The following is a 20,416-nucleotide window of genomic DNA, read 5'->3' as shown; positions in this document are numbered from 1 at the left end:
CTACTTATCCTCTATACCACCTACTTAGACAGAACCTTGCCGTTAGATATGCCTGCCTTTATCCCTTGCTTAGTATTCTTGTACTATATTTAGATGCGTTTGCCCTGGTCCATCAATACTTGAAATGGAATTGCCTGTAACTCGGCTTATAATATTTTGAACATTTAGTGAATTGTTGAAATAAACTTGATTTCTACTAGATACAGAAAACATTTTAAAACTATGAAATAGATTACCTCCAATTTGAGTTCCATCTTCTATAAGAAGAGTGCTGTTATCTAACTTTATGCTTGTATTAGTAGGTAATGTATTATCTGGAATAACCTGACATTGAGATGGAGGAATACTAGATATGTTGTATATTAAAACAATAGCAGCTATTTTCAAAATACAATAGTATTTGTACTTCATAAATAAATTTATTATATTATATATAGTGTTAATTCAATTTTATATCTCTTTGTATTTCATATAAACTACAAAGCCATTAAAAATCTTTTTTCTTAATTGGGATAGAAAAAACTTGGATTTAAGTGATTTTGGTAAATCTTCATAAGTAACTACTGTGAAAGACCTTTTTGCGTAAAAGTTTACCAATTCTTTTTTTAAGCATTTTAGATAGAGTGGTTGATTACCTTGAATTACTAAATTTTTTATTAAAAAAGTTCCTAATCCTTGATTTCTAAAATTTGGCGATACATACAAACCGCCTATTTCTTGTGCGAGATAATAATTTCTTAGTTGCCCAAATGCTACTAAACTACCATGATATTCGATTACCAAAAATTGCTGCCAGTTCATTTGCGTTGGATCAAGTCTAGCTTTAAAAATTAAAAATATAATTAGCCAAATATCACGGAGCTTGGCTTGTCTAAGTGTATAATCAGGCGACAAGATAGTGGAATGTGCCATTATTATGTTTTAAGTATTGAGTCTTGCATTTTTTAGGGTAAAGGCAATTTTAAAGCGTAAAATAAGTAGTTATATCATTGAGCAAGGTTGCATCAGGGATAACTTGTGCGTTAGAGGGAGAAGTAGTCATAAGGGAACAGAAAAATCCTACAACTATAACACTACTGATATTCGATTTCATAAAAAATTATGACGCTAATATTGCTAAAAGCGCGACAAGAAGAAATGGAGTAAATAATTTATTTTTCAAAAGTAATATCTAAAAATTTCACATATTATGAATAATTTAGCAAGTAGTTATGTTGATTTTCTACTAAAAATTTTAAACCGTAAAAACAATTAAAATTTATATTCACTAATTATGATGCGCCATCAATATTGCATCTATCTATAGATAGATAAAAAAAGCATAAAAATTATCTAGATAATAGACAGAGATTTTCCTCTATATATCAGGTTTTTAGTTAAAAGGGCTTTTAAATACTTTTGTGCATATAAGACAGATGTGTAGGAAAGGTGCGATCGCATAACGCCCTGTACAATCAATCACAGAAACCATCAACCCGCAGATCACGCCAGATGTCAGAGACTTGCCAGCCGGAGTTGCCTACAGATTGCACTAGAGGGGAATCGTAGACTGGAAGATGAGGAGGAAGATACTCTGGGGCAGGGATATCTACATCTATTTGTGGCTGTAGTGGCTGCTCAATGATAGGTGTGTTAGCAGCAAAGGCATCAGATTGAGTTACTGGTTCTTGTAGTGGCTGAGGATCAGTAGATTTTTTGAGAATGCGTAACTCAGATTTTTTGATAGGTTTCATATTTGGGAATGAGAAGAATCTTTTTAAGGTTGAATGTAAAAGAGAAATCAAAATGCCTCATCTAGAATGAGTGATTTCCTCTGACTTTAGCAAGTAGTGAAAACAAGCTAATTGGTTCGGGTGATTAAATCTGCTGTTGACCAAAAGTGTAAATATATAAGGATATGGAAAACCCCAAGACTCTCGTGAGGCTGGGGGTACATTGTAAAACACTGCTTCTATGATGACACAACTCAATACCCACTTAACCACCTACAGTTTGGAGGTGGGAGCATGAGCCAACCTACCTCCAAGCGCCGAAAAAACACTCCTACAACTCCCGCTAAATCAAAGCCGTCCCTAAAGCCAGTACAAGAGCCGGAAAGCGCAAGTGCAGTCACGGTGGATGTAGAAGCGGTGGAAGTTCCAGAGATGACCGAGGAGGAACAGCGCGATCGCCTGAACTTGGAGCGCAAGGTAGAGAGAGCGTTTTACGAGGCGGGGAAAGCGTTAATGGAGTTGCGCGATCGCAGGTTATACCGTTCAACGCACAAAACATTTGAGGAATATTGCAAAGACAGGTTCGGATATAGTCGCAGACAACCTTACTTGTTGATGGATGCAGCAGTAGTGTTTGATAACTTGAAAGAAAAATGTGATCCATTGGATCACATTTTGCCAACGAATGAAAGGCAAGTGCGGCCATTAATAAACTTAAAACCTTCACAACAGCAGAAAGTATGGCAGCAGGCAGTCAAGGAAGCTGGGGGTAAAGTTCCCTCTGGGCGGATAGTTCAAAATATTGTGGACAAGATCCGCGATCGCACTTCTGTACCCAATCCCTACCGAGCAGGTGAAATCTGCGTCATCCAACCCAAGGATAACCCAGACTTGAGGGGCAAGAGCGGCTACTGGGGTATAGTGACTCATGTTGGTCAGTATAGTTGCACAGTTAAGTGCTGGGATGGTGACTACACAGCCAAAGTAGAACACCTGAAATCCTTGGAATTGCTGGATGAGGATTGTCGGTTTATGCAGCAGCTATGCGAAAGACTGCGGCGGTTGCATGAGGTGGCGGGACGGGATGAAGCTGTGGATTGGCTATTACAGGGATTGGGGAAACAGGGTAAACCGTATTTGTCTGCATTGCAAGCGAAGCTGTTGGCGGCGGTGGAGCGAGAGTACGGGATTGATTTTAAATCCAAGAAATAATGCAGCAATGTAACAATTAGAGACACTGGCTACACATAAAAAATCCCAACTATGATGTCGAATATCAGCCAAGGTGAGAAAGTAAAAATTTTTGATACAACTTTACGAGATGGAGAATTAGCACTGAAACACAAGTTGACAGCTAAACAAAAAGTTAATTTAGCAATAATTCTTGACAAGATGGGAGTAGATGTAATTGAGATAGGTTATCCAGGAGTCTACAGTAAAGATGCCGATGAGATATTATTAGTATCGCAAAAGGTGAAAAATGCGACAATATGTGGGCTGTCCAGCAGTAAACCAGAAGAGATAGTGGCAGTAGCAAAGGCGCTTAGACAAGCGATGAAAGGACGAATAAATATCTTTACTCCAGTTCGGCTGACAGCAAACACGATGGCATCACAAGTGATTGATTTAATTAGAGATAGCGTATCGTTGGCAAGAAACTATTGCTCAGATGTGCAATGGTCAGCTTTTGACGCTACACGCAGCGATTCAGATTTTCTATGTAAGGCGGTGGAAACAGCAATAAATAGCGGTGCAAGAACAATTTCTATTCCTGATAGTCTGGGGGTAGCTTCACCAACTCAATTTTTCCAGTTAGTAAAAACTATAATAGAGCGAGTTCCAAATGTAGATAGTGCTAGTATTTCTATCCATTGCCATAATGACAATGGATTTGCAGTTGATAATTCAGTAATTGCTGTAGAAGCAGGAGCTAAACAAATCGAATGTTCAATCAATGGATTAGGAGTGCGTGCCGGTAATGCTGACTTAGCAAAGATAGTTCAAGCGATTGCTTCTAGTACAAATTACTATACTGAAGTTGACCAATCATGGTTAAGGCAAGCGTCAGAGTTAGTAAATCAATTTATGGTAGTTGAAAAGTGATCAACTGGTGACGTACTCCATACACTTGCATCGCGTTGCTCCCACCCGCGTAGTGGATGTGCATATATCCAGATTGCGCTCGAAGTTAGAAACTGACCCCAACAATCCAGAATTTAGTTTGACAACCAGAGGAACTGGCTATCTTTTTCAAAGAATTACTCAAGCAGAGCAGGATTGTTAAGACCCAGTTAAAGCAAAATCTTGATGAATAAATCCAGCAGCACTACGAGATGCTTCCAAAATAGTGAGTAAACCACTACCAGGGTGAACAGCACCACCAATCCAGTACAGTCCGGCAATATTTTCCGAACGAATGGGTGGACGAAATGGCCCAAGCTGAGTCAAATTGTGGCTGAGATTAAACACAGCACCCAAATGAACGCGATAATCATCAAGCCAAGTTTTTGCTGTGTAAGACCTTTGGGTAACAATGTGTTGTTCAATATTGTGATATCCCAGCAAATGTAAACGTTTAAGAATGAAATCTGTATAGCTTTTTTGTTTAATATCCCAGTCAACAGCATAAGAAGTGTTAGGAATGGGTACTAAAACAAATAAAGTGCTGTGTCCGGAGGGTGCATTACTGGGGTCGATAATTGAAGGATTACAGACATAAAATGGTGGATCAGTTTCATCTAGTGCTGAATCATCAACCCAAGGACGTTCAAGCCGACGAATATTGTCTGATAAATAAATTTGATGATGAGGTAAATCTTCATAGCGGCGATTGATGCCCAAATAAAGCATGAACGTAGAGCATGAAAATAGCATTTGCCCAAGCTTGTTGTCAGTGTAGCGACCGCGTGCTGAAGTTGGTAACAAATGACGAACAGCATAGGCAAAGTCAGCATTAATCACCACTGCATCAAACTGATGGCGAGAACCATCAGCCAGTTCCAAACCACGAACTCGCCCTTGTTCAATCCAGATTTGGTGAACAGGCGAATGCAGATGAATTTTCACTCCTAAGTCTTGAGCGGCATTAGCCAAGCCCTGAGCCAACGCACGAAATCCACCGACAGGATGCCATACTCCTTGAGAAAATTCTAAGAATGGAATCAGGCTAAAGACACTGGATGCCACAGTTGGGTGCATTCCCAAATATTTTGACGGATAGCTCAGAGCATAGACTAAACGCTCATCTTGAAAAAATCGCCAAAAGTGTTGATATAAATTTTCCCAAGGACGAAAAGACAAAAACTTCATCAGTTCATCTGGGCGCAAGTAACCAAAAATAGAGCGTGCAGGGCCGGCTAAATAGGGTTTGTAACCTAACTCATATTTACGGATATGCTCACTATACCAGCGATCAAATGCTAATGGTAAATCGGAGCGTAAGGTTGCCAGTTGGGTTTTAAATGACTGTAGATCCGAAGTGATATCCAGTTGAGTACCATCCCAAAATTTCAAACGTGTATATGGTTCTAAACGTTTGAGTTGAACATAGTCGGCAAAATTTAAACCAGCCTCCTCAAAAAGCTCTTTATATAAGTGTGGTAGTTGGAGAATAGTGGGGCCAGTATCAAAGGCGTAGGAATCAACTTCAAAACCGCGCATTCTTCCACCAACACGTTCAGCCGCCTCAAAGATTTCTACTTGATACCCAAGTCCAGCAAGACGGATAGCTGTAGCTAAACCGCCAGGGCCTGCGCCGACAATTGCAACTTTTTTAGACATAGATGAACTCCTCATTTACTTAGGCAGCCTATATTTTTTAAACACTCGCTGAAGACAATCAAGGAAATGTGTTTAGTTTGGGTGATAAATTTGCGTCATAAATTCTCATATTTTCATTTTTCGGTTGATTTTCACCAAGAAAAATTTTGCTCTTTTAATTCGCAAAAGACTAAATTGTAGAGCGATCGCTCATTCGTCACAGCAGATTTAGTACAATCTGTCAGTAGACCCCACTGACCAGTAGGAACAGCAATTGAACCCTAGTTCACCCATTCCCCAAAGCCGAACCTTGAAAATAAGCATCCTTACAATCGGTTCGAGAGAGGACGTACAACTTGCTAATGAGGTTGGGGGTAAGTCCAGCGCTAATACCGTATAAGAACGTGACAGAGGAAACTTTACCCCCAGCAATTAAGGTAGTGTTGAGTGATGAAGTGATGCGGTTGAAAGCCCAGGACTTAGGCGAGAAGAGTCGGAACGAGGATGATGTGGCAAATGCCGTGGCAGCGTTTCATCGGTATTTGGGGCCGATTGGTTGAGTTGGTATCACGAAGGGAGTAAATTTTACATTTTTTGCAATTGAGGAATATCTTCTTTTAAAAGAGGGCAAACGACTAGGGGTTTGAGATCGTCTCCATGAATAATCGCCTTTTCTCCAGAGATAAACATAACCCCGTAGTTACTTTCCCCACCGAAAAATTCTGCCAGTGGAATATCGTGACGATCTTCAACAATTAATACAGAATGCTGTTTGTATCTACCGTGATTAACTTCTGCAATCGTACCTTCTTTGATCAAACCCATGAATTTATTCTCCTCAAAAATAATTTAGAAGAAAGCTAGATACTTGCAGGTGTAATTTTGAGGCTTGGTACTGATAGTAGTTATGATAGCAAATACAACAGGGATATTTACTTAAGATTTCGATGTTGTGTTATGAAAACAGTTCAAGCACAAGCCAAAGTTAAGTTTGATGATTAGATGCAGAAAACTTACATTTGTAATCAATTCATAAGTTGAGATAACGCTACCCTGAAACAAACCCATGTCCCAAATTAAGGTTGATACAGTCCTTTGTATCAACGGCACTGTTCTAATCGTCTATTACACCCCCGGACAATGCTGGCAGTTCCGCATTATCAGCCGTACAGGGGGTATATTTGGCGAACAGAAGATTTACTACAGTGCGGCGGCGGCGTTAAAGACTGGGTTGGAGTGGGTTAGGGATGAATTATAGGGAATGCGGTTAGAATTGTGGCTCGTTGTATGCTTAGTAACCAATGAGGAACCCAGGAAGAACAGGAACTATTTTGGGAGCGGTCGCCGCAGGAATAGGATTAATCGTAGTTGTGATAACTATGGGACTGATAATTTTCCAGGTAAATCAGTCAACTATCGCACTAACAGAAGAATGGACAGTTATCGATGTGCTTGATGCAGACAAATTGACTCTTCGACAAGCCGACGGTAAACAAATAAATGTTCGTCTTTGCGGTATTGTTCCAGTCTTTGGTAAGAAAGCCAAAGAAAAACTCATATCGCTAGTAAAGGCGGCTAAAAATCAAGTGATGATCATCCCGGTAGAAAAAGATAGTGATGGTTACACCGTTGCTGAAGTGATGGCTAATGGGACAGGTGAGTTAGACATCAGCTTTGAGGAAGAATTACTCAAAAGTGGGTTGGCGAAAACGCGAAAATCTGGGGTAGAATGCCCAAACAAGTTGTCTTTTGAGCAAGCCGAAAAGATAGGGATAGCTGCAAAAGTAGGAGTGTGGAAATGAATGCCCTAATTAGTTTATTATTTTTTGTAATTACACTTTTGGCTAGTGTTTTTATAGCCCAATTTCCTAACTCACTATCTTCTTATCAAGCAATTCATGTGATAGACGGAGCAGGATTATATAAGAAAGAATTAACTAATGGTAATACAGCATATTTACAAGTAATTGACCTCCGAAAAATGCGGATTGACCAAGTTATGGGAGAGGTTGATAATATGGGGTATGGTCAAGGTAAATATTATCAAGGGGAAGAGAAATATTATAGCCCATATTTTACAAATAAGTTATATTCACAAGTAAATAATGAATATAAAAAACTGTATGGGAATGATGTATTTTCTCTGATTAATTGCTCATTTTTTGAGCAATATCAATCGAGTACGCAGTTATCATTCCCAATTAAACTTAATGGTGTAGTTGTCAGTGGAGGTAATAGCCCTTACGGGCCAATTAAAGAACCAAAAGATAAGTTTTACAGCACAATTCGCTTAAAAGCTCTGGTTTGGGATGAGCAGCAAGCATACATTACAGATTATGATTCAATAAGCGGTGCGCCTCTCAACCAAAAAGCAGTGAAAAATGCGCTCGTTAGTTATAAATACAGCGATCATCCAGCAAAAGTATTAGCCCAGAATCAAGTAAATAAATATCAAGTTATTGGGACTTTAGACAAAGATGGTAGAAAGGGTGACGAGCAACTGTTAATTATGACGGTGAATCAAGCTACTCTAGATGAAGCAGCTTCATTATTACGTAATTTAGGTGTTAAAGGAGATATTATTACCGTTGATGGTGGCAGATCAACTTATCTGTTTAATTCAAAGATGGGGAATATTGTTTTACCCCAACTATCTAATCCTCAAGAAAATCCTACATTCAGACATTTACCGCATTATTTAGGAATCCGTAAGGCACGAACTCAAAAGCTTGTACCGCAAATATTAATCGACCAGCCAGTAGGTAAAGTACAGGTTGAACAAAATAGACCTTATTTAATATTGTGGCGAGACAATATCAACAGTGATGTGTCGATTAGATTGTATGGTCGCAACAACAAAAAGCTTCAAGATATTTCTGCTCGTACTGCTAGTGATGGGGTTTATGAGTGGACACCGCAGATTGCTGTAAAACCAGGTTATATAATCCGTGTAGCTAGCCGGGATAAGCAGAGTATTTTGGGAAATTTGAAATTTTGACGCTCTCCGCCGAAGTGGTAATGCCCAATACCTTATACTCTGACCTCAGACTGGTATTTACTTAGTATGCTACCTGAGTAAATATTCTGTTACTTGCTCTCTAATGGGAGTTGCATTATTCAGGGCTGATACGATTACTTCTTGATTCTCGAAAAAACTTCCCATTTTTTGAACCCAAGACTCTTGAGAATACCCTAGAGGCGGATTTTCTTTAATTGCTACAAATAAAGCCACTATCCTCAATGATTTTTCTGTTACCTCTCCTCTCAATTGTATGGGAACAGAATCAAAAAAACCTCCCTTTTGTAAGGCTAGCTCTTGCAAAGGAAGCTCTTTATAAAGTGTTTCAGCTTTTGCTATAATCTCAGAAACGTTGCTGTTCAAAGAGTGCATAAACCCAAGAGATGATAAAGACATTGCAAATATCATTTGTATCATTTCTTTCTGTTTTTTAAAGTCAACTCTTGGTTTTCCGTAGTTTGGATCTCTAGCTTTCCTTCTTTTAGCTTCCCCCATTTTTCCCTAACAATTAGTAATAAATGTTTTTACTCTTGGCTTAAACTGATCTAATTTTAATTTTACATAAAATTTAGATGCTCATACTGAGCAAAAAAAAATTTGTTACCACGCCATTTTATAACCTGTTAAATTTATTATTAGGTGATTGAGGAGTCGTGGCAGCCAAGGATGGAACCAACCGACCACGATAAAACTCATGTTGCAATCCTGATAGCACCCCAAGCACCCCCAGTTCTGACCAATCGCCCAAATCTTCGCCATGCAGAGACACGCGATAGTAGCCACAAGTTAGGCGATCGCAAAGCCGTAGACAGAACGTCATCGTTTCTGAGCAGGCTTATTCCATCACCAGTTAAGTAACTTAATGCTGACAAAATAGATTTTGTGCTACAGTCCGTAAAAGCGCAAACTGTGTAAGAAATGCCACAGTGATTCAATAGTCAGACTCTTGAGGGGATGAGCCAGTGGAAAAATTAAAGCTTCTTTGGCAAAGATTGTTTTCTAATGAGCGACTAGAAAAAGCTGGTGACATTGCCGAATCTGGTGCAGAGATTACTAAAGCAGGTCTGGAATTTGCGATCGCTCTTGGTGTACTAGCGACTGCTCCATCAGCACCAGTAATAGCAGCCGGATTATCGTTTGTAGGGATTGCGCGAAGCGGACTGAGGCTACTGCATGGTAGCAGCAATGAAAAGTTTGAGATAGCTCAATGGGTAGCAGTTGCTTGTCCACTAGCTTATGTAAATAGCTTTAATCATTTAGTGCAGAGAAATGTTTGGTTGCAAAACAGATTAAATGCAAAGATAGAAATATTAGACATTAATCCACAGTTAAATCAACTGGGAGAATTAGAATTAGACAATAGTGAAGCTAAAGAAGCCTTAACAAAGTTTTCAAATTCCACATTAGGACAAGCTTTAAATCAACAATTATCTATTTACTTACAAAATGCAGGAATAGCAGAAAATATTGCTTCAGTTGTAACCGCATGGGTTGCTTGGGATACGTTTAATTATATTAAACAGCTTTTATTATATGAACCAGAAAATATACATCAAGCTTTAAATTTATTCATAACAGCAGCGCAAGAGCTAAGAGCCAACGAGAAATATGCCAGCATAGAGTCTTACCTAAAAGAGCAGATATCACCATCCCCTAGCGATCCACTGCTGATTGAACGATGGAAGGTAGTAGGGGAAGAGTTTAAAATTCCTGAAATCTATGTATCTTTAGAAGCCCATTTGTTAGATAGTAATGGTAGAGCAACAGAAAAAGAACCCACTGTTAATTTAGAGAATTGGGTAACAGAGCAACTGAATAAACCAGAAAGAAATAGACAAGTCATTTTTATTCAAGCAGGCCCAGGAAGAGGTAAAAGTGTCTTCTGTAAAATGTTTGCAGATTGGGTAAGAGAAAATCTTCATCCCATTTGGACACCAATAATGATTAGGCTAACAGACATTGACACCTTTGAAACGAATGTTGAAAATACCCTTCGTGCGGCTATTAGAGAAAATTTTGTAAACCGTGATGATTGGTTGAGTGATCGTAATACTCGCTACTTATTTATCCTAGATGGTTTTGATGAATTACGTTTTGGACGTAGGACGGCAAGAGGAATTGAAGATTTTCTAGGGCAAGTAGGAAACTATCAAGCACAAACAGTATGTAAGCATCAATTTGTAGTAACTGGTAGAGAATCAGCGTTGCATGGAATTGAAAATCGGCTACCAGCTAACTTAGTTAGGTTAGAGATAGCATTAATGGATGACCAAATCCAAATACAATGGTTAGAAAAATGGGGTAGATTAGTTGGGCAAGATAAAGCAGAAGAATTTCAGCAATTTATTAAAGCATATAATTGTCCTGAGCGTGTTAAGGAACTAGCTAAAGAACCACTTTTGTTATACCTTCTAGCAGCAATGCACCGAGACAATGAGTTAAATATGCAAATGTTTGAGAATACTAATGGTGTTCAAGCTAAAATAGTAGTTTATCAAAAAACATTAAATTGGGTTTTAACAAAACAACGGCCTGAAAATCTCAATCAACAACTTACAGAATTTGATGCTAAAGATTTGCGTCTAATTCTAACTGAAGCAGGGTTATGTGTAACTCAATCTGGAAGAGAATGGACTTCAATTACAGCGATTGAAGAACGTCTCAAGAATGACAAATCAGCGAGAGAGATGCTGGAAAAAGCACAGCATAAACTTGGAGAAAATCCATTAAGAAATGCTCTAGCAGCATTTTATCTAAGACCAGCAAAAGCATCTGAATCAACCGAGGGTGCTGTAGAGTTTATTCATAAGAGTTTTGGTGAGTTTCTATGCGCTCAAAAAATAAAAGAAAGTTTGAAACGATGGGTAGAAGTAGACTCTAAAAGCAGACGTGAGAGATATATCATTGATGATGACACATTAGCAGAAGAGATTTATGACTTGTTTGGTTACGGTGGTTTATTAGAAGAGATTGTAGAATATTTAATGGCTTTGCTTGATTCGGGACAGCAATTTCAATATTTAAAATTATTTGAACGTTTAGAAGAGTTTTATGATAATTGGTGTAGAGGAAAATTTATTAATGGACATCCTAAAAATATTCCTTTAAATCAAATGCAAAAATTTCACACGGAAAAAATACTACTTGATATTAGAGAAGTTGATATTTTTACTGGATTAAATATCATGATATTACTTCTGGAATTACATCGTTATGCAAAAACTAAAGATGACCTCAAAGATAAAATTGATTTTTATTTATCTATTAGAAAATATGGTGATGATAAAAACCAAGAACTTATTAACGTTATTAATTATAGCAACAGTATTAATATAAAAACATTTACAGCAACGGTTGGACATTTTCTTTCATATGCAAATCTTCAAAGTGCAAATTTAATAGGGTCTTACTTGAATGGCGTAAATCTCAAAGGTGCGAATCTTCAAGGTGCAAATTTAATAGGAACTTATCTTAATGGTGCTAACTTTGAAAGTGCAAATCTTCAAGATGTAAATTTAATAGGAACTTATCTCAATGGTGCCAACTTTGAAAGTGCAAATCTTGAAAACGCAAACTTTTTATGTGCCTATCTTAATGGTGCTTATTTTATTGGTGCTTACTTCAATAATACAAACATTAATGATTCTTGCCTTAAAAATACAGATTTTGAAGGATTAACTTAAAAATAAAAATAAATCTGTAAATAATTATTAATTAATGCTAATTTTCTAAATAGAAGAACACCTAAAAAATAAATTAAGCTAAAAATTTAAAGATTTGCTTTATTAAATCAACCTCAACTAATCAACCCTTGCCCTCTCCAAACACTCCGCCTTGAGCCTAAAGAAGCACACACACCAGCGATCGCCCACCACCCGATCAATCCCATGCGGCTGCTTGTTGTCGAAAGCAATACAATCGCCATCTTCCAAGCAATATGATTCCATCCGCCGAGTATCTTGGCAACCAGAGATTGAGAATTTCGCCCGACCCATAACGTTAATCTGCGCTGCCCCAGAAGCATAGGCCGGCGAATCCCGATGTACTTTGATTTGCGTCCCTGCTGGATAATACAAAACGAGTGCTTGATGAAAGTCTGGCAGCAGCTTCTCGCCCAAAGCCTCAATTACCTCAGCACCAGCATAACGCCCCGGCTCAACCACCTTAACCTCAGCCTTCTTACCAGACTTGGCACTGGCGAGACTAACGAAGCGCCGCAGATGCAACTCCAGAAGACCATCCGCGTATTGCGAGACTGAGGGAAACATCTGCGACTTGACGGATTTGCACCAATCCTGAATCTGTGACAACTCAGCACCTTCCAGTTTGCCCAGGCGAGTAATCAGTTCGCTTGATTCGGGTTGTGCGACAGGTGGTGGTGCTACTTCTGGAACTTGAGGAGTTGCCACCGCAGCTAAGGATGGTACAAGGCGCGGACGATAAAACTCATGTTGCAGTCCCGATAGCACCCCAAGCACTCCCAACTCTGACCACTCGCCTAAATTTTCTCCGCGCAGAGATACCCGATAGTAGCCACAAGTTAGGCGATCGCACACTACTCTCAACCCAGCGTCTTGACATTTGGCCAGTAGCGTTTGAACAATGGGTGGATAAGTGCAATTAATTGAAGTAGTGTCGTTTGGCGTAAAGTTGTGAGTTTTGGTAATGCTAGGGGTATCGGTTGAGTCGTGACCCTTCTCTATTTGCGTACGCTGCCTGTTGGAAGGCATTTGACCAACAACAGCCCCAATTTCACCACCCCAAAGCTCTGGCAAGTATTTTTGTACTATCTCTTCTCCAACCTGATATCGATGGCAGAAATCCCCAGTTTTTTCAAAGCAGCATAGTGTTATGTCTTGTGGGTTGTTCTTTTGCTTACTCACCCACAAGTCAATCAAAGTCAGCCGAGAATCCAAAATCTCTCGGAACTGTCGCTTATATTCCTGTTCTGCTGCGGCATCTTTAGGGCTAGACTTCCACCAGTGCAACAGTTCAGGAGTCGGGGCGAACAGTGGTAAGTGCCTGCCAGTCCAACCCTTGGGCGGATAAAGCGAAATCGAAACAGCCTCACCCTTGATTTCACCTTTATAGTATGAGGTATAAATTGTCATATCATACCTCCGTTAAATCATGAGGTGTGACCCAGGACAGCCGATTGATAAACTTACCCTGCTGTGTAGATTTGGGAAAAATACAAGCGCCTTCATCAGTTGGTAATCGTAGGGCAGGCGATCGCCACTCGACTTGATACAACCAAGCATTGTTGATGAGCGACATCCCCAAAATCATGCGAATCTTCGGGCCATCATTAGCAAAGCGGAAGTTGACCAACTGCCCTAAACGGAAGTGAGGCTTTTGAATGGACAAGGGCTGAAGTTGACCCCTAGCGATGATTTCATTGTCTGGTACAGAGATGATTCCGCGATCGCTGTGGATAGAATAATTCCATCCAGTGTCAGACCATTCTACGCCGCAGCAATAACCGGCGACTTTAGGAGAAGGCAAATAAACCTTCTCTAGTATGCTGATGGCAAGTGGTGAGAGTTGTTTGCCCCAAGGTGGGGATATATACCAGCAAGTTTCCAGCGTGTTGATAGTGTTAGTCAAAATGCCTCCTGATAAGAAAGTAAACTGCATAGATAATCAATGCGTTTCCAAGCAACGGCGGACTGTCGCGGAGAGCAACTCAACCCGTAAGCACGACGGGCATCATAGTTACCAGAGATGTTTTTAGCTACTCCAATGGGAATCCCATGAGCCACCGCAAGAACTCCGGGTTGATAGCTTCTTGTTTCGAGAGAGAGCCGTACTTGCGTAATGTGATTTCCAATTTGGTTTGTCCAGGGGGCCTGCTGTTGACGGTTGAATAGGCCATCGGGGTAGGCAATGACAAAGATTCGTTTCCTTTGGTGCGACAAGCCGACTTGTTGTGCAGAGATACAGTTCCATTCGCCCATGTACCCGATGCTGTCAAAGTCATAGATGATTTGCTCAAGTCCGCGATAGAGCAAACCTGTGGGGTTTTCGATAAGAGCGATCGCTGGTCTATCGGATTCAATGATGCGGAACTGTTCAGCCCAGAGCGCGGATCTGGGGTCAGAGAGTCCTTGTCGGTTGCCAGAGTTACTTGTGCCGGCGCAAGGGAATCCCCCACACAAGATGTCAAACTGTCCCCTGTTGCAGTGGTAGGTGGTAATGTCCGAGTGGATTGGGGTTTGGGGCTGTTCATAACGCAGTACCGATTGTGAATAGGGGGATATTTCGACAAATTGCCTTACTTGAAACTTGTGAGATAGACCCGCCGCAGCGATACCGTGATGGCACAGTCCGCCGATGCCGGAGAATAAGGAGAGGACTGATTTCATGCAACTGCCTCCCGAACCAATTCATCAGGCACATCGAAAAGTCCCAGTTGTCCGATGTAGGGAATGGGAGTAATGGCGCGTGGATTGGCCAGATGCCAATGGAACTGCTGTGGCATCCCCCAGCTAGAAGCAGTTTCTGAAAACTGACAACCAACAACTCTAACCACACCGATGATTTGACCGCGACTGAGCAGGTTTAGCTCTGGTACAGAAACACCCAGACTTTGACAAAATTCTTTTGCTTGCAGATATTCTTTTTTAGTGCAACCTTTGGCGGCGTGAATCAGAATATCGCCCCGGTAGTGGATAGCCCAACCAAAACAATTCGCAATTCGCAATTTGCAATTCGCAATTATTAATCCAATCCTCGTATTACTGGAGCTAACATAAATGCTAGTTTTTGATTCTCCATCTATATCTATACATCGAGGAGTCATTTTCATAAACAGATTTCCTGAGTTAAACTTCTTTACCGTAAACTTAGAGCTAAATGTCTTAATTGCTCAGTTGGGTTTTTAACTGCGAATTGCGAATTGCGAATTGCGAATTGTTTATTGCCCAAGGCTGTCTAACGGTGAGTGCTTTCATAGGTCAAAACTCAAATAGTTGAATATATGCGTCCAAGGCGGCAATACCCGGATGAAGCTGCGGTCGAGACTTCAAACCATTGCAGATAACCGCAGTAATCCCTTGTTCGCCAAAAGTGAATCTAATGCTGACTTATCGAGCCGCGTAGTAGTTGGTAATAGTCAACAGCAAAAAGTTCAGTTGATGTCAGATGAAGAACCTCTAAAAAATCGTGGATTTGGGAGGGTCTGTTTGACTGGAATCTGTGAAGTATTGAGAGTAAATTATGAGTATTTTTGTGCTGGTTATTAGCAGCAATAGACTTATTTAAGCCCTTGATAATTTGTAGGGATAAGGACGGGGTAGTAGTAAAGTGAAAAGCGAAGGTTGTAATCAGCTTACTTCGCTTTTGTTGCTTTTATTGCAGTTGAGCTAACCATGTTACTAAATCATCAACGGATGCAAAATCTAGAAACGCTTCACCTAGTGCTTCTAGTTGCTCAGTAGATAGTGCGCGAATTTGCTCAATAATTGAGGTATCAACTTCACCAAAGCGTCGATTGAGTTGACGATAGAATAACTTAAATTCTCCTTTTTGCAGAATATCCTGATAAATAACGGATTCTTGCATAACGTCCTCCCGTAAAAATTGGCGAATCAAGTCTTTTGTAAATCGTAAACCAGCAAAAATTTCGGTACACCCAGCAATATTTTGTCTTTCAACTCTATTAGGAATTGTAGCGACACTTTGAGCAACCTGGGATAATAGAGTGGACGGAGAATCAGTTCGCGCTAAAGGTGCAAACGGCAACAGAGCCGGATTATTAAGGAACTGTAACGCATCCTGTTCCCATAAACGTACAACTCGATAACGGTGAGTTGTCATCTCATCAGTATATTCTGTAGTAAAAGCAACTTCATCATCAGTTTCCTGCAAAAAAATTAATACTTGTGTGATTGGTTTACGGTATTGCCGCTTTAATCTTACGTAGTAGTCGAGTATGCGTAATGGAAGAGGAGGATTAGACTTGGTTAAAGTCTGAAATTCAAGATGTAGAATGCGGCTCTTTGTTTGGAGAAATATGACAGAATCAGCCCGAATTGGTTCAATTGAAAGTTCAGTTTTGAGAATTGTGACTTCTTGATTAGCCTGATCTGGTAATAACCAGTTAGCAAAATCGGCAGGATATAATTCGGCTAAATACTTAGCAGTGTTATCGTAACTCAATTTAATTCTCCTGTTGAGCAAGATTTAGTTTTTCTAATCCACTACGTAAATACTTAGCTAAGGGAGCTTGTTCAATCAAATAATGTGCTGGAACGCCCTGAGCCTCATTAACTAAATCAGAAAATTCAGATGGTTGTTCATCAGAATGTCCCCGACCGAGTAACATAAGTGCAATTGCCTCAGCTAATTCAATCTCAGAAAGTTTGTGAACATAATCAGACAACATATAAATAGGTGTGCCTGGAGTCTGGCGCTCATGAAGCAATTCAACTAGTTCTTTCGATAGAACCTTTGAATCTTTTAAGTCATGTTCTGAGGTAAATTTAGATTGCTGATGTAATCGGCGCACAGTAGCTAACTCAATAATTTTGTGAACTTTTTCAACCGTTAAATAATTCATATTTTCCTCCATTTTGTAAGATTTAGAACTTGGTTTATAACTAACAAAAAAGATTAGTTATAAACCAAGTTCTAAAAATCCACCCATTGGATATCAACAATTTGTCCATTTTTCTTAACTATTTGACATTGATTGATAGGGTCAGTTGCCCAATCAATAGCTCTTTGTCGAAGAACATCACTACCAGAGTGCAAATATTTTCTCATGTCTTGCAATACGGCTTCTTCATCTTGAATAAGTGGCGAAACTATCTCGGTAATGGGTGTTAGCCTTTTAGTTTTAGATTCTTCGGCTTTCTTTGCTCTTAATTCTTCAATAGCTGCTTTTGCTGCTGTCAATTCTTCATTAGAGACGGGTGATTTTTTAGCTAAGGGTACGACATTAGGTTTGCAATTAGCCCAAAACTCTACTTCTTCAGGTCTAGCAGATTTAACTAAGTAAACATTGGGGTCATTAACCGCGCCAAACTCATCTGTTGGTGGTGGTAATGTTTCTGGTTGGGGTAACTCTGGGGTAAAGTGTTGAACAGATGCAATGGACACCACATTTTGCTGTAAATGGGGCAAAGCATAACTAGCAACTTGTTCAACAACCACTCCTGGAGCCTGTACTTCGGTGACGCGCATCCCAACAGGTAAGGGTAAAACGGCGCGTGATTGTTTAGTCAGAACTTGTTCGTCAGATGAAGTATCCAAACCGTGTTGTCGGCGTGTATTGATGTTAACTACGCGATGAATGAAGGTGGATTGATACCACTCCCACTCAATCGGCAGATTAGTCGGGTCATTGCGAAAATGCTTGAGGACTTTGGCTTTGTTGACGTGTAAATCGCCGCCGTAATCCTTCACCCAGCGTTGAGCTAATGCGGTGTGAAATTCTACATCTAGTTTACCTTCGTCATTGCGCCAAGGGCCATCAGGCAGCCAATCCCAAACAACATCATGAGGCTTTTTCCGTTCAGAAGAGAAAAAAGGGTCGGGCGGGGACGGCGGAACATTTGCCTCCATGATGGGTTTACTGGTAGGTTGCAAAGTCTTGGTAAGGTTTGACAACGAAGGCGAAGAACTGTTCATGGATTGAATTGGAATTTGAAATCCAAATTCAACTTTTTTTTCTTCTTTCTCTTTTTCTTCTTCAGAGTCATTTGGAATGAGAGAGGGATTTAGGGAGAGAGTTGAAGTCTCCTTAGAAGTCTCTATGAAATCTCTATATATAGATAAGTTACTGATTTCGTCGCTGCTTGTTACGCATTTCGTAGCTCCTTGTTCCTCATTTCGTAACTCCTTGTTACTGATTTCGTCGTTGCTTGTTACCCATTTCGTCAACAAGGATTTTTCAAGGGTTTGAGCGTTTTGAGTGTTATTAGTCCGGTAGGTAATGGCGGCTAGAGCTTCTGGGCAAATGTCGATGTGCATGACATTGGGGAGAACACCATAACCTGTTTGTATTGGTTGAAGGATGATTTTGATTAAACCCATTTTTTCCAACAGGTGCATTGATTCTCGGACACATCGTGGTGAAGCATTGAGAGATTCAGCGAAGGCATCGGGATTGCGACGCAACACATCTTCTTTGAACTTTTTCTTCCAGCCGACTTCTTCACCTGTCAACTCATCTCTTTGTAGATATGGACGATACCAGTAAACAATGTCAGCCAAAATATCAATCGCTAGTCGATCTGCCTTTTTCTCACCAGACTTAGTTTGATAACAAATGTGTTTGTACCAGCTTTTGGGGGTGATGTCACCCTCGAATTTAATGTGAGCGATTGCATCAACTACTGGGTGTCCTGTTAAAATTCCACTACAGAAATTTTTATTCATACAATCAGACCTTCATTTAAGCACGCAACAAATGCAGCGAGAGTTCCTCTCATAGCTATATCAAGTCCAAGCAATGTTATTTCCTCTGGATTATTCCAAGATTTTTCAAAAGCTTTCGTAACACAGTCAGCCCATTGTTCTATCCCAAAATTACAAATATATTGAAGAGATTTTAAAGTATTAACCTCAACAAGATATTCATAAAAAATCGATTGAAACTTTCTGTTCAATAAGTCTTCTATAGTAGATTGCCAATTATTAGAAATGAAAATTAAATCACTTTGAATTTCTTCTCTAGCCATCAAATCTTTAGATACTGATAGAGCTATATTGTCAGAAATCTTTTGTGCTTCAGACCTAAAGCAATAAAAGCTATCTTTGACAGAATTAACACTTTGCAAATATTGCCCTAACAATTGTTCTTGCGACTTAAAGGCTAAAGAATTAATGTTTGTTTCACTGTAATCAGTAAGTTCAAACCACTCCCCAAATATTCGATATTCTTTATACTGTTCGTGAAAGTATTTTTCATCATTAATTGAATCTGGAGTCCAAAATGAATCAATTATCCTTAATGGATAAGGAGACTGAGCTTTAAGCTGTTCAAAACGTGCGATAGGATTCACGCTCCGCCCAATCTTATAGCGGTTTGTTCCCTCAGCATGAATGAGGTAAACATATCCTTGATTTAAACGATAGCGATGAAGTGTTTCTTCTGATAAAATTATCTTCACAGAAGGGAGCATAATTAACCTCTATTTCCTAAAGTGATCTGGGATAGTTATTACCACTACACCTCATAAGAGCCATTCCCAACACTCTGCCCAGACGAAGTTTCATCTTTAATCGCGTGCCATTCGGCGGTGGCTCGTTTGACTAGCTCTCCAAACCCAAGACTTTCATGTTCTCGTTCTAAAATCTGTCTAATTAAGGTGCTGACAGGAATCTTTTTCCATGCAGCCACAAGGCGATATTCTTCATAAGCTTTTTCTGATAAAGTAATCGAAAGCATATATCGTTCTGTCATGTCGCGCTCCGAAATCTGTGATAAATGTGAGGACTAGATAGTTGCTTGATAGTACAAGTGTACTATAATTATACGGGTATAGTTCTAGAAAGTTCAAGGCAATTGCACTGCAAATGTATAGTTTTTTCTGATAGCAAGTATACAATCGCCTTCAATCTCTCGATTGTTAGGAGTAAATCATCTAATTTACTATCCATATAAATGTGGTGTTTTCTGGGGTTATCACTCAAGGTATCGTTAGTCATAATTCCTCTGTTTGGTTTTTACTAAGCAAGTGTTTTGGATGAATTATTTTGTTAAATAGCAGGAGTTTTGGCTTTTAAATATGGTTAATAAAACACCGCAAACTGAATACGATTCGCCTTGGAAACAGATGTTGCAACTGTATTTTCAGGACTTCATGCAATTCTTCTTTCCCCAAGCCACAACAATTCAAAATTCAAAATTCAAAATTCAAAATTATTTAGGATTGTTCTGTTTGGTTTTGACAATTATTGCAGCGACTATTTTGATAAG

The 20,416-nt window shown here is 39.6% G+C and carries 24 protein-coding genes and 2 pseudogenes; 10 read left to right on the top strand and 16 right to left on the bottom strand.

Translation table 11 applies throughout. The features are described 5' to 3' along the window. Window positions 1-69 precede the first annotated feature (69 nt). The 3 genes from H6G14_RS34385 to H6G14_RS29790 all read right to left on the bottom strand — a co-directional run bounded on the left by H6G14_RS34385 (window position 70) and on the right by H6G14_RS29790 (window position 1,733). The gene (locus H6G14_RS34385; protein ID WP_422394116.1) at window positions 70-411 is read right to left on the bottom strand and encodes a two-partner secretion domain-containing protein; all 342 of its coding nucleotides are present in this window, start codon (window positions 409-411) and stop codon (window positions 70-72) included. 39 nt (window positions 412-450) lie between these two features. Then, the gene (locus H6G14_RS29795) at window positions 451-912 is read right to left on the bottom strand and encodes a GNAT family N-acetyltransferase (RefSeq protein WP_190572177.1); all 462 of its coding nucleotides are present in this window, start codon (window positions 910-912) and stop codon (window positions 451-453) included. 542 nt (window positions 913-1,454) lie between these two features. Continuing rightward, window positions 1,455-1,733 carry a hypothetical protein gene (locus tag H6G14_RS29790; RefSeq protein ID WP_011316302.1) on the bottom strand — a complete coding sequence of 93 codons (279 nt, stop codon included), beginning with the start codon at window positions 1,731-1,733 and terminating at the stop codon, window positions 1,455-1,457. 273 nt (window positions 1,734-2,006) lie between these two features. Here H6G14_RS29790 and H6G14_RS29785 point away from each other — a divergent pair, with 273 nt between their 5' ends. The 3 genes and pseudogenes from H6G14_RS29785 to H6G14_RS29775 form a co-directional block, all read left to right on the top strand. Next, entirely contained in the window at window positions 2,007-2,924 is a 918-nt protein-coding gene (locus tag H6G14_RS29785; RefSeq protein WP_190572174.1) for a hypothetical protein, read from the top strand. A 51-nt stretch (window positions 2,925-2,975) separates the two neighbouring features. Then, complete coding sequence (locus H6G14_RS29780) at window positions 2,976-3,815, top strand: beta/alpha barrel domain-containing protein (RefSeq protein WP_242054091.1); 840 nt, start codon at window positions 2,976-2,978, stop codon at window positions 3,813-3,815. Window positions 3,816-3,846: 31 nt separating this feature from the next. Next, window positions 3,847-3,996, top strand: a pseudogene (locus H6G14_RS29775) (winged helix-turn-helix domain-containing protein); the annotation flags it as partial. Here H6G14_RS29775 and H6G14_RS29770 read toward each other — a convergent pair. After that, window positions 3,993-5,492: a phytoene desaturase family protein gene (locus H6G14_RS29770; RefSeq protein ID WP_190572172.1), complete on the bottom strand. Its 1,500-nt coding sequence runs from the start codon at window positions 5,490-5,492 to the stop codon at window positions 3,993-3,995. The pseudogene H6G14_RS29775 and the gene H6G14_RS29770 sit on opposite strands and share 4 nt — an antisense overlap. A gap of 383 nt (window positions 5,493-5,875) precedes the next feature. Here H6G14_RS29770 and H6G14_RS29765 point away from each other — a divergent pair, with 383 nt between their 5' ends. After that, window positions 5,876-6,031 (top strand): hypothetical protein, encoded by a 156-nt coding sequence (locus H6G14_RS29765; protein WP_158303731.1) that lies wholly within the window; start codon window positions 5,876-5,878, stop codon window positions 6,029-6,031. A 25-nt stretch (window positions 6,032-6,056) separates the two neighbouring features. Here H6G14_RS29765 and H6G14_RS29760 read toward each other — a convergent pair whose 3' ends face one another. Next, window positions 6,057-6,296: a hypothetical protein gene (locus H6G14_RS29760; protein ID WP_044523643.1), complete on the bottom strand. Its 240-nt coding sequence runs from the start codon at window positions 6,294-6,296 to the stop codon at window positions 6,057-6,059. Between the two features lie 241 nt (window positions 6,297-6,537). On the opposite strand from H6G14_RS29760, the gene H6G14_RS29755 reads away from it, so the two are divergent. The 3 genes from H6G14_RS29755 to H6G14_RS29745 are packed head-to-tail and all read left to right on the top strand — an operon-like array spanning window position 6,538 to window position 8,469. Further along, entirely contained in the window at window positions 6,538-6,729 is a 192-nt protein-coding gene (locus H6G14_RS29755; protein ID WP_010999810.1) for a hypothetical protein, read from the top strand. 43 nt (window positions 6,730-6,772) lie between these two features. Further along, complete coding sequence (locus H6G14_RS29750; protein ID WP_190572170.1) at window positions 6,773-7,273, top strand: thermonuclease family protein; 501 nt, start codon at window positions 6,773-6,775, stop codon at window positions 7,271-7,273. Further along, a complete protein-coding gene (locus H6G14_RS29745) occupies window positions 7,270-8,469 on the top strand; it encodes a hypothetical protein (RefSeq protein WP_190572168.1) in 1,200 nt (399 codons plus the stop codon). The genes H6G14_RS29750 and H6G14_RS29745 overlap by 4 nt, the downstream gene beginning before the upstream one ends. Window positions 8,470-8,538: 69 nt before the next feature. Here H6G14_RS29745 and H6G14_RS29740 read toward each other — a convergent pair whose 3' ends face one another. Further along, a complete protein-coding gene (locus H6G14_RS29740; RefSeq protein WP_190572167.1) occupies window positions 8,539-8,985 on the bottom strand; it encodes a hypothetical protein in 447 nt (148 codons plus the stop codon). Window positions 8,986-9,103: 118 nt separating this feature from the next. Then, complete coding sequence (locus tag H6G14_RS29735) at window positions 9,104-9,310, bottom strand: hypothetical protein (RefSeq protein WP_190572187.1); 207 nt, start codon at window positions 9,308-9,310, stop codon at window positions 9,104-9,106. Window positions 9,311-9,452: 142 nt separating this feature from the next. Here H6G14_RS29735 and H6G14_RS34285 point away from each other — a divergent pair, with 142 nt between their 5' ends. Further along, window positions 9,453-12,173, top strand: coding sequence for a pentapeptide repeat-containing protein (locus H6G14_RS34285; RefSeq protein WP_190572165.1), 2,721 nt, complete (start codon window positions 9,453-9,455; stop codon window positions 12,171-12,173). A 117-nt stretch (window positions 12,174-12,290) separates the two neighbouring features. Here H6G14_RS34285 and H6G14_RS29725 read toward each other — a convergent pair whose 3' ends face one another. The 4 genes from H6G14_RS29725 to H6G14_RS33830 are packed head-to-tail and all read right to left on the bottom strand — an operon-like array spanning window position 12,291 to window position 15,298. Next, window positions 12,291-13,601: a DUF488 family protein, N3 subclade gene (locus H6G14_RS29725; RefSeq protein WP_190572163.1), complete on the bottom strand. Its 1,311-nt coding sequence runs from the start codon at window positions 13,599-13,601 to the stop codon at window positions 12,291-12,293. A 1-nt stretch (window position 13,602) separates the two neighbouring features. Then, entirely contained in the window at window positions 13,603-14,097 is a 495-nt protein-coding gene (locus H6G14_RS29720) for a DUF1392 domain-containing protein (RefSeq protein ID WP_011316620.1), read from the bottom strand. Then, window positions 14,094-14,855 carry a DNA cytosine methyltransferase gene (locus H6G14_RS29715; RefSeq protein WP_190572162.1) on the bottom strand — a complete coding sequence of 254 codons (762 nt, stop codon included), beginning with the start codon at window positions 14,853-14,855 and terminating at the stop codon, window positions 14,094-14,096. Before H6G14_RS29715 ends, H6G14_RS29720 begins: the two co-directional genes overlap by 4 nt. Further along, window positions 14,852-15,298: an ASCH domain-containing protein gene (locus H6G14_RS33830; RefSeq protein ID WP_242054086.1), complete on the bottom strand. Its 447-nt coding sequence runs from the start codon at window positions 15,296-15,298 to the stop codon at window positions 14,852-14,854. Before H6G14_RS33830 ends, H6G14_RS29715 begins: the two co-directional genes overlap by 4 nt. A 196-nt stretch (window positions 15,299-15,494) precedes the next feature. Here H6G14_RS33830 and H6G14_RS29705 point away from each other — a divergent pair, with 196 nt between their 5' ends. Continuing rightward, window positions 15,495-15,734 carry a hypothetical protein gene (locus H6G14_RS29705; protein WP_190572160.1) on the top strand — a complete coding sequence of 80 codons (240 nt, stop codon included), beginning with the start codon at window positions 15,495-15,497 and terminating at the stop codon, window positions 15,732-15,734. Window positions 15,735-15,840: 106 nt separating this feature from the next. On the opposite strand, the gene H6G14_RS29700 is transcribed toward H6G14_RS29705, so the two are convergent. The 5 genes from H6G14_RS29700 to H6G14_RS29680 form a co-directional block, all read right to left on the bottom strand. After that, entirely contained in the window at window positions 15,841-16,650 is an 810-nt protein-coding gene (locus H6G14_RS29700; protein ID WP_190572158.1) for a DUF4351 domain-containing protein, read from the bottom strand. Between the two features lies 1 nt (window position 16,651). Next, complete coding sequence (locus H6G14_RS29695; RefSeq protein ID WP_242054084.1) at window positions 16,652-17,050, bottom strand: DUF3775 domain-containing protein; 399 nt, start codon at window positions 17,048-17,050, stop codon at window positions 16,652-16,654. 71 nt (window positions 17,051-17,121) lie between these two features. Continuing rightward, window positions 17,122-18,873 carry a hypothetical protein gene (locus H6G14_RS33305; protein ID WP_199326332.1) on the bottom strand — a complete coding sequence of 584 codons (1,752 nt, stop codon included), beginning with the start codon at window positions 18,871-18,873 and terminating at the stop codon, window positions 17,122-17,124. Beyond that, on the bottom strand, window positions 18,870-19,619 hold the full coding sequence (locus tag H6G14_RS29685) for a GIY-YIG nuclease family protein (protein WP_190572154.1): 750 nt from the start codon (window positions 19,617-19,619) through the stop codon (window positions 18,870-18,872). The genes H6G14_RS33305 and H6G14_RS29685 overlap by 4 nt, the downstream gene beginning before the upstream one ends. Before the next feature lie 44 nt (window positions 19,620-19,663). Next, window positions 19,664-19,900: a hypothetical protein gene (locus H6G14_RS29680; protein ID WP_190572152.1), complete on the bottom strand. Its 237-nt coding sequence runs from the start codon at window positions 19,898-19,900 to the stop codon at window positions 19,664-19,666. A gap of 325 nt (window positions 19,901-20,225) precedes the next feature. Between H6G14_RS29680 and H6G14_RS33400 the strand changes: the two are divergent. Next, window positions 20,226-20,416 (top strand): annotated as a pseudogene (locus H6G14_RS33400) (hypothetical protein); the annotation flags it as partial.

The sequence above is a fragment of the Nostoc parmelioides FACHB-3921 genome (genome assembly GCF_014696625.1).
Lineage (GTDB): Bacteria > Cyanobacteriota > Cyanobacteriia > Cyanobacteriales > Nostocaceae > Trichormus > Trichormus parmelioides.
This window is presented reverse-complemented; position numbering and strand designations above follow the sequence as displayed.